Below are 6,536 nucleotides of genomic sequence, written 5' to 3' on the forward strand. Positions count from 1 at the left end.
CCTTTGCTTTATGTTGTTCAAAATGTGGGCATCTTGAAAACTAAACAACGAAAATTAAAAATCAAACAAATAGTCACGCAACTTATCGGCTAACCAGTTCATGCCAGGGTGTTCGGCCATGCCTGTGGCCGTAAACATGCAGTAATCTTCTTGAGTGAGACCGTAGGTGTGTTTAATCACCGTTAGTTTTTGTTCACGTAGGAAGTGGCGAATTAAAGGTTCTGGCAATACGCCCCATGCATTCTCAGTCAAGATGGTATTGAGCATGTAATCGAAACTGGAGAAGCCAATGTAGCGACGAGAGAAAGGTTGTAATTCGGGGTTATCTTTTTCGTTTAAATAGACCATCACGGCTTGCATTGCTCTGCGCAGTTCTTCTTCCTTGAATAGCGAAATTTTAGTTAGCGGGTGGTCACTTTTGCACACCGACATCATCCGGATTTTACCCAAAGGTTGATAAGTGATCCGTGGGTCGTTGATTCTTTCGTAATCGACGCCAAAAGCAAAATCGACTTGATGGGTGGCAATCAAGTTGGCTAAGTCGCCGCTTGAAGCCAATACAAGGTTAAACGAGGTCGCGGGAAAACGATTATTCAGCTGGTGTGCAAAATCTTGCCACAAGGCATCAGGAAGAGAATCATCACGGGCAATCCACATCTCGGCGTTGAAGCCCCGTGATATTTGCGTACAGGTGTGTTTTATTCGCGCAATGGTCACCAAAACACTTTCACAATCTTTATAAATTGCTTTCCCCGCTTCAGATAAAGTCAGGTTGTTGCCGGTGCGCACAAAAAGAGCGGTATCGAGCTCTTTCTCCAACGCTTTAATCGCCATACTGAGTTTGGTTCGGTTACATTCTAATTGTCGCGCCGCTTCGGAGACTGAGCCCGTGTCCGCGACAGAGAAAAATGCTTCAATTTGAGAAAGGTTCATAACGTTCTCTAAGGCACAATAATGGGTTGATCATAAACAATTTTAGTACCACTGCCTATCTGATGTTCTTCTACCAACTGACGGTTTTCTCGCCAATCAAAGCCAGTTCATCATTTCTTAGTCAAGATTGAGCTGTAACTCTATGAACGTAACACAGTTTTGGTTTATTCTTGGGAAAATTTCCCCAATACAAGAAGTAACACGGAGGCCATGATGGCGAACGAATGGGATGAGTGTGCGGCTCAGTGGGAGCAGGACGAATCCACAACGCTTTTTGCTCAAAATGTGTTTCAGCAATTGCAGAAACGGGTCACTCTCGAAGGTAAACATGTTCTTGATTTCGGGTGTGGTACGGGTTTGCTGAGCCAAATGATGTCTCGCCATGCCAGAGATATTGTCGCGCTCGATGGCTCTGAGGCCATGATTGAAGAGCTGGATAAAAAAGAGTTGGTCAACGTTGAACCCGTGGTGGATTTTCTGACCCGTGGTCTAGTCGCGCAACATCCGGCCTTTCGCAAACAATTCGATCTTGTTGTGGCGTCATCTGTGTGCGCGTTTGTGCCGAATCTTAATGAAGTATTTACCATCATTCATTCTCTATTAGATGAGCATGGCGTTTTTATTCATTGGGACTGGTTGGTTGAAGAAGATGATCCTGACTATGGTCTTAGCCAAAACCAAATTGAGACACAACTGAAAAGCGCAGGTTTTAGCCAAGTGGAAACCGCAGTTGCGTTTGAGATTAAAAATTCAAAAGGTCTAGCGCCAGTAGTGATGGGCATTGGTAGGAAATAACATCATAAAGTTGATGGTTTTCCAGATTGAGAATGGCTTATTTACATTATTTCACTGTTCCATAATGACCAACTTGCGTAAGCTCTAGCTTGTTGATAAGTGTCATGATAGTCACTCTCCCTAGAAGACTATAAGGCGTTGATCACGAATAATTCTGTTTGTTGACTGATAACTCATGGCTAGGGTTAAGCAAAAATAAAAGCACATCAGAAGATAAATAAAGAAGGCCAGCGCAAAATAGTGCTGGCCTTCTTTATTTTAAGCATTGAGCTACTTTATTTTGAGCATTGAGCTAAATTTTCAATGTTGATTCACAAACATCAGTGTGGTTTTTTGAGCTGATCACACAACCATTTCAAAGCTTGGTCGTTCATACTGGGCTTATTCCACACTAAGCTGTAAGCCACTTTTCCATAATTGAAAGGTAACGGTTTGATGAGTAACCCCTTAGCTTGCATCGCTTGTTCCGCCCAGCGTTTGGAGCAAGTAAAGAGTGAGTCGGTATGCTTACATAAGATGGCGGCCGCACCAAAGTCAGCGACAACAACCGGAACATGACGAGCTCGATGAGATTGAGCTAAACTCTGTTCAAAAAAAGGTTCAGCCAGCTCTTTGTCCATAATGCCGATATGCGATTGAGCAAGGTAGTGATCGATGGTGAGTACTTCATTGGCTAAAGCATGATCACTACGCATTAAGCAGACCATTTCATCGTGAGCAATCACTTCCCACACGAGTTCTTTATCTCGCGTTGGGGGCTGGCTGATATCGTGTGGCAAAATGACGAAATCAATCAGCCCGCTTTGCAGGGCGTCGAAGCCATAGTGATCTTTCGAGTAGACAGTAAAGGAAGCTTGCGGTGCATGATTTTTTATCACGTTTGTCAAAATAGGAGCAAACAGCTCAAAGGCACTTTCTCGCATCGCAAGGCGGTATTTCCCCTGATAATGTTGAGGTTCGAAATTTGAGTGATGTAGCAATCCATTCATGCTAGAGAGGATTGAATGGACAGTGGGGCCCATTTGTAGCGCGAAAGGGGTAGGTATCAAATGTGTACCGTCACGATAAAATAGTTCATCTTCCAAGAGAATGCGCAATTGCGACAAGTTTTTACTGATGCTTGAAGGGCTAATGCAGAGCTGGGCTGCTGTCTGCGTGACGCTGCGGGTACTGAGCATGACGTGTAGCGCTGTTAAGTGTTTTAAACTGATTCTTGAAAGGTGAATATAATCCATAAATAAAGGCGGTTCCTCCAAACTTTTTCAAAAGCATATCACTGACATACTGACAAATTACACGAAAAGATGCGGGTTATTTGACAAGCTGCCGAAATATTTACCGCTATGCGCCTACATCAACTTCCATCGCCTTTATTTCAAGAATAATGTTTATGTAAACAGCGCGTGGATTTCTTCTAATACATGAGGATTGGCAATGGCACCTAAGTTTTTGACTGTCTCGCCATGCAGTACTTGCTTCACCGCGAGTTCTACCAGTTTTCCGGATTTGGTACGTGGCACATCACTGATGGAATGGATCTGCGCAGGAACATGACGAGGGGAGCAGTTTTCTCTTAGGCGCTGTTTGATGGTGTTCACCAGTAGGGTGTTGAGTTCGCACTGTGGAGCCAGTTGTACAAAAAGGATGATCTGCTCATCATTATCGATTTTCTGACCCACTGCGACCGAATCTTGTATTTCAGGAAAGCTATTCACTTGCTGATAAATTTCCGCCGTGCCGATACGCACGCCTCCGGGGTTTAAGGTGGTGTCACTGCGCCCGTAAAAACGTATTCCACCATTGTCGGTCCACTCAACTTCATCACCGTGGTGCCATACACCAGAGAACTTGCTCCAATATGCATCGTGATAACGTTGGCCATCATCATGCCAAAACCCGATGGGTTGATTAGGGAAACTGTTGCGGCAGACTAACTCTCCCCGTTGTTGTATCATGGGTTGACCAAGGTCGTTAAATACGGCGACATCAAGTCCTAAGCCTGCTCCTTGGCATTCTCCTCGATACACCGGCGATATGGGGTTGCCAAGCACGAAGCAGCCACAAATATCGGTTCCACCCGAGATAGAGGCGAGGTGTAAGTCCGCTTTTATGTTGGCGTATACATAATCAAACTGTTTTGGGTACAAAACCGAACCTGTTGAACATAATGTTTTCAGTGAGGAGAGAGGGTAGTAATCGCTCGGTGAATACGCGGTTTTTTGCAGTGCCTCTAAATATTTGGCCGATGTACCGAACAAAGTGATGTTGGCTTCTTCTGCCAAATCCCACAATACACCCGGTTGCGGATACATTGGGCTACCATCATAAATAACCAACGTAGCACCGCTAGCGAGCGCCGAAACATGCCAGTTCCACATCATCCACCCACAAGTGGTGTAATAAAACACACGATCGCCCGGTTGAATATCACAGTGTAATTGATGCTCTTTGAGATGATTTAAAATCGTACCGCCAACCGAATGGGCGATGCATTTGGGTTTACCTGTCGTACCTGATGAGTACAAGATAAACAGTGGGTCATTGAAGCCAATGCGTTCATAGCGTAGCCCACGTGGAAGGTAACTTGCGAGAATCGCATTCCAATCAGAAAAAGCGTCGTTAAAATCAGCCGTGAGTGAGCGTTGCTGTAAATATTCGATCTGACAAATGTTGTGTAGGCTCGAAATAGCATCGGCAATCTGACCATTTTTTTCTTCCATGAGATGGGTTTTGCCATTAAACGTATACCCATTGCAGCAGAATAAAATTTTGGGTTGTACTTGGCCGAAACGTTCTACTACGCTGTCGACTCCGAAATCAGGAGAGGTTGATGTCCAAACGGCTCCTAAGCTAGTAGTCGCTAACATAGCCACTAAAGTTTCGGTCATATAGGGTAAGTAACCGGCGACAACATCACCTTTTTCAACTCCATTTTGTTTTAACCACTGCTGGATAATAGAAACCTGATCACTGAGTTGCTGCCATGTTAGCTTCTTGCTTTGCCCATTTTCATTTTTAAACCAAACGGCAATGCCTTCCGGTTGTTGAAACGCATAAGAGAGTAGATTTTCCGCGTAGTTCAATTGTGCTTGGGGAAACCAAATTGTGTCTCTGGCGGCGGTGAAGTCGTCCCATCTCGCAATCCCCTCACCGTAAATGCAGTTACCACGAAAGCCGATCACATCGCAAAATTGCCACACTTCTAACCAAAATTGTTTTCTCTCGGCAACGGACCAGAGATGCAGTTGTGAGTAGCTTTCTATCGCCTCACCTTGCATATTAATGTGCTCAATAAACTGGTTTAAATTGGACGCTTTGATGCGGTCTTGGCTAGGGACCCAAAGCGGTGTGTGCGGCGTCAAATTTTCTTCAAACATAATCGCGTTCCCTACAACCCTACAAGTGGGTATATATCCGTTTATTTTCTGATCTGTTGGCACTGTTTAGTGTTGTCGGCGAACGCCGTAAAGTCAAACGGGTTGGCCATAATCATATCCCTGATATCTAAGTAAAAAAACCATAAATGTAAAATATTTGTTACGCGTGAGCGTCGTCAGATGTCGAGCCTAAGATTGGCAGACTTTTCACGAGGCGATAGGCTTAATGCAATCGGTTTGTTAAAAGGTTGTGGTATGACGCAGTATCATTCTAAGCCATTAAATAGCAAAGGTTTCATTGACTGGAGTAACGAAGAGGATCGGATTTGGTATGATCTGATCGCACGTCAAGAGACAGTCGTTGAGCAGCGAGCATGCCAAGCCTATTTGGATGGGTTAGCGATGCTGCAACTCTCTAAAGATCAGGTTCCTCAGTTGCCCGATATCAACCGTATTTTGCAACGTGAAACCGGATGGCAAGTCGAGCCGGTGCCCGCTTTAATTAATTTCGATCGATTTTTCGCCTTATTGGCAGAGAAAAAATTTCCAGTTGCCACGTTTTTGCGTAGCCGTGAAGAGTTTGACTATTTGCAAGAACCGGATTTTTTTCATGAGATTTTTGGTCATTGCGCGATGCTTACTCATCCTGATTTTGCATCATTTACTCAGGTTTACGGCAAGCTTGGGGCTAACGCGAGCCCAAAACAGAGAGCTTATTTGGCGCGGCTCTATTGGTTTACGGTCGAATTTGGTTTAGTGCAAGAAAGTGACGGTGTAAAAATCTATGGCGGAGGTATTTTATCCTCCCCCGCTGAAACCGTGTATAGCCTTGATAATCAAACGGCCATACGTGAAAAATTTGACATCCAACAAGTGCTGAGAACGCCATATCGTATTGATATCATGCAACCCATTTATTATGTGTTGGATGATCTACGAGATCTGTACCATTTGAGCCAAGAAAATCTTGTACAGCAGGTAGAAAGTGCCATGCAGGCAGGCTTGTTGGCCCCCTTATTTCAACCCAAGGAAGAGACCCATGCTTGAAGAATTACGCTGTGAAGCTTGTAGCCTTGATGCGCTAGCATTATCGATCCCCGAGCAGCAGCAACTGCTCACTGAACTTGAGGGGTGGTCTATTGTTGTACGTGATGGCATCCCCCAGTTGGAAAAAGTGTATGTGTTCAAAAACTTCAAGTTAGCGTGGGCATTTTCTAACCAAGTTGCTCAATTGGCTGAAGCGGAATTCCACCACCCCAGTTTGTTATTAGAGTGGGGCAAAGTGACCGTGACTTGGTGGAGCCATTCCATCAAAGGACTGCACAAAAACGATTTTATTTGCGCCGCAAAATGTGATGGATTAATCGATTAAAATTAATACTATCAATGTGTTAGCTTCGACACGCGACTTGATACTTATTTTCCCTTCAC

At 44.5% G+C, this 6,536-nt stretch carries 6 protein-coding genes; 3 read left to right on the top strand and 3 right to left on the bottom strand.

The window, feature by feature from the left end:
* Nucleotides 1-54: 54 nt before the first annotated feature.
* The gene (locus AACQ21_RS03405; protein ID WP_105976706.1) at nt 55-933 is read right to left on the bottom strand and encodes a LysR family transcriptional regulator; all 879 of its coding nucleotides are present in this window, start codon (nt 931-933) and stop codon (nt 55-57) included.
* Between the two features lie 213 nt (nt 934-1,146).
* On the opposite strand from AACQ21_RS03405, the gene AACQ21_RS03410 reads away from it, so the two are divergent.
* Nucleotides 1,147-1,728 (top strand): class I SAM-dependent DNA methyltransferase, encoded by a 582-nt coding sequence (locus AACQ21_RS03410; RefSeq protein ID WP_049785471.1) that lies wholly within the window; start codon nt 1,147-1,149, stop codon nt 1,726-1,728.
* Between the two features lie 320 nt (nt 1,729-2,048).
* On the opposite strand, the gene AACQ21_RS03415 is transcribed toward AACQ21_RS03410, so the two are convergent.
* A complete protein-coding gene (locus AACQ21_RS03415) occupies nt 2,049-2,963 on the bottom strand; it encodes a LysR family transcriptional regulator (RefSeq protein WP_181185537.1) in 915 nt (304 codons plus the stop codon).
* Nucleotides 2,964-3,116: 153 nt separating this feature from the next.
* Entirely contained in the window at nt 3,117-5,090 is a 1,974-nt protein-coding gene (locus tag AACQ21_RS03420) for an acetoacetate--CoA ligase (RefSeq protein ID WP_181185538.1), read from the bottom strand.
* 270 nt (nt 5,091-5,360) lie between these two features.
* On the opposite strand from AACQ21_RS03420, the gene phhA reads away from it, so the two are divergent.
* Together phhA and AACQ21_RS03430 are read left to right on the top strand one after the other, a co-directional pair.
* Nucleotides 5,361-6,152, top strand: coding sequence for a phenylalanine 4-monooxygenase (gene phhA, locus AACQ21_RS03425; RefSeq protein WP_017045087.1), 792 nt, complete (start codon nt 5,361-5,363; stop codon nt 6,150-6,152).
* Nucleotides 6,145-6,477 (top strand): 4a-hydroxytetrahydrobiopterin dehydratase, encoded by a 333-nt coding sequence (locus tag AACQ21_RS03430; protein WP_017049984.1) that lies wholly within the window; start codon nt 6,145-6,147, stop codon nt 6,475-6,477. Before phhA ends, AACQ21_RS03430 begins: the two co-directional genes overlap by 8 nt.
* Nucleotides 6,478-6,536 lie beyond the last annotated feature (59 nt).

This window comes from Vibrio sp. V01_P9A10T6, from assembly GCF_963877065.1.
Taxonomy (GTDB): domain Bacteria; phylum Pseudomonadota; class Gammaproteobacteria; order Enterobacterales; family Vibrionaceae; genus Vibrio; species Vibrio anguillarum.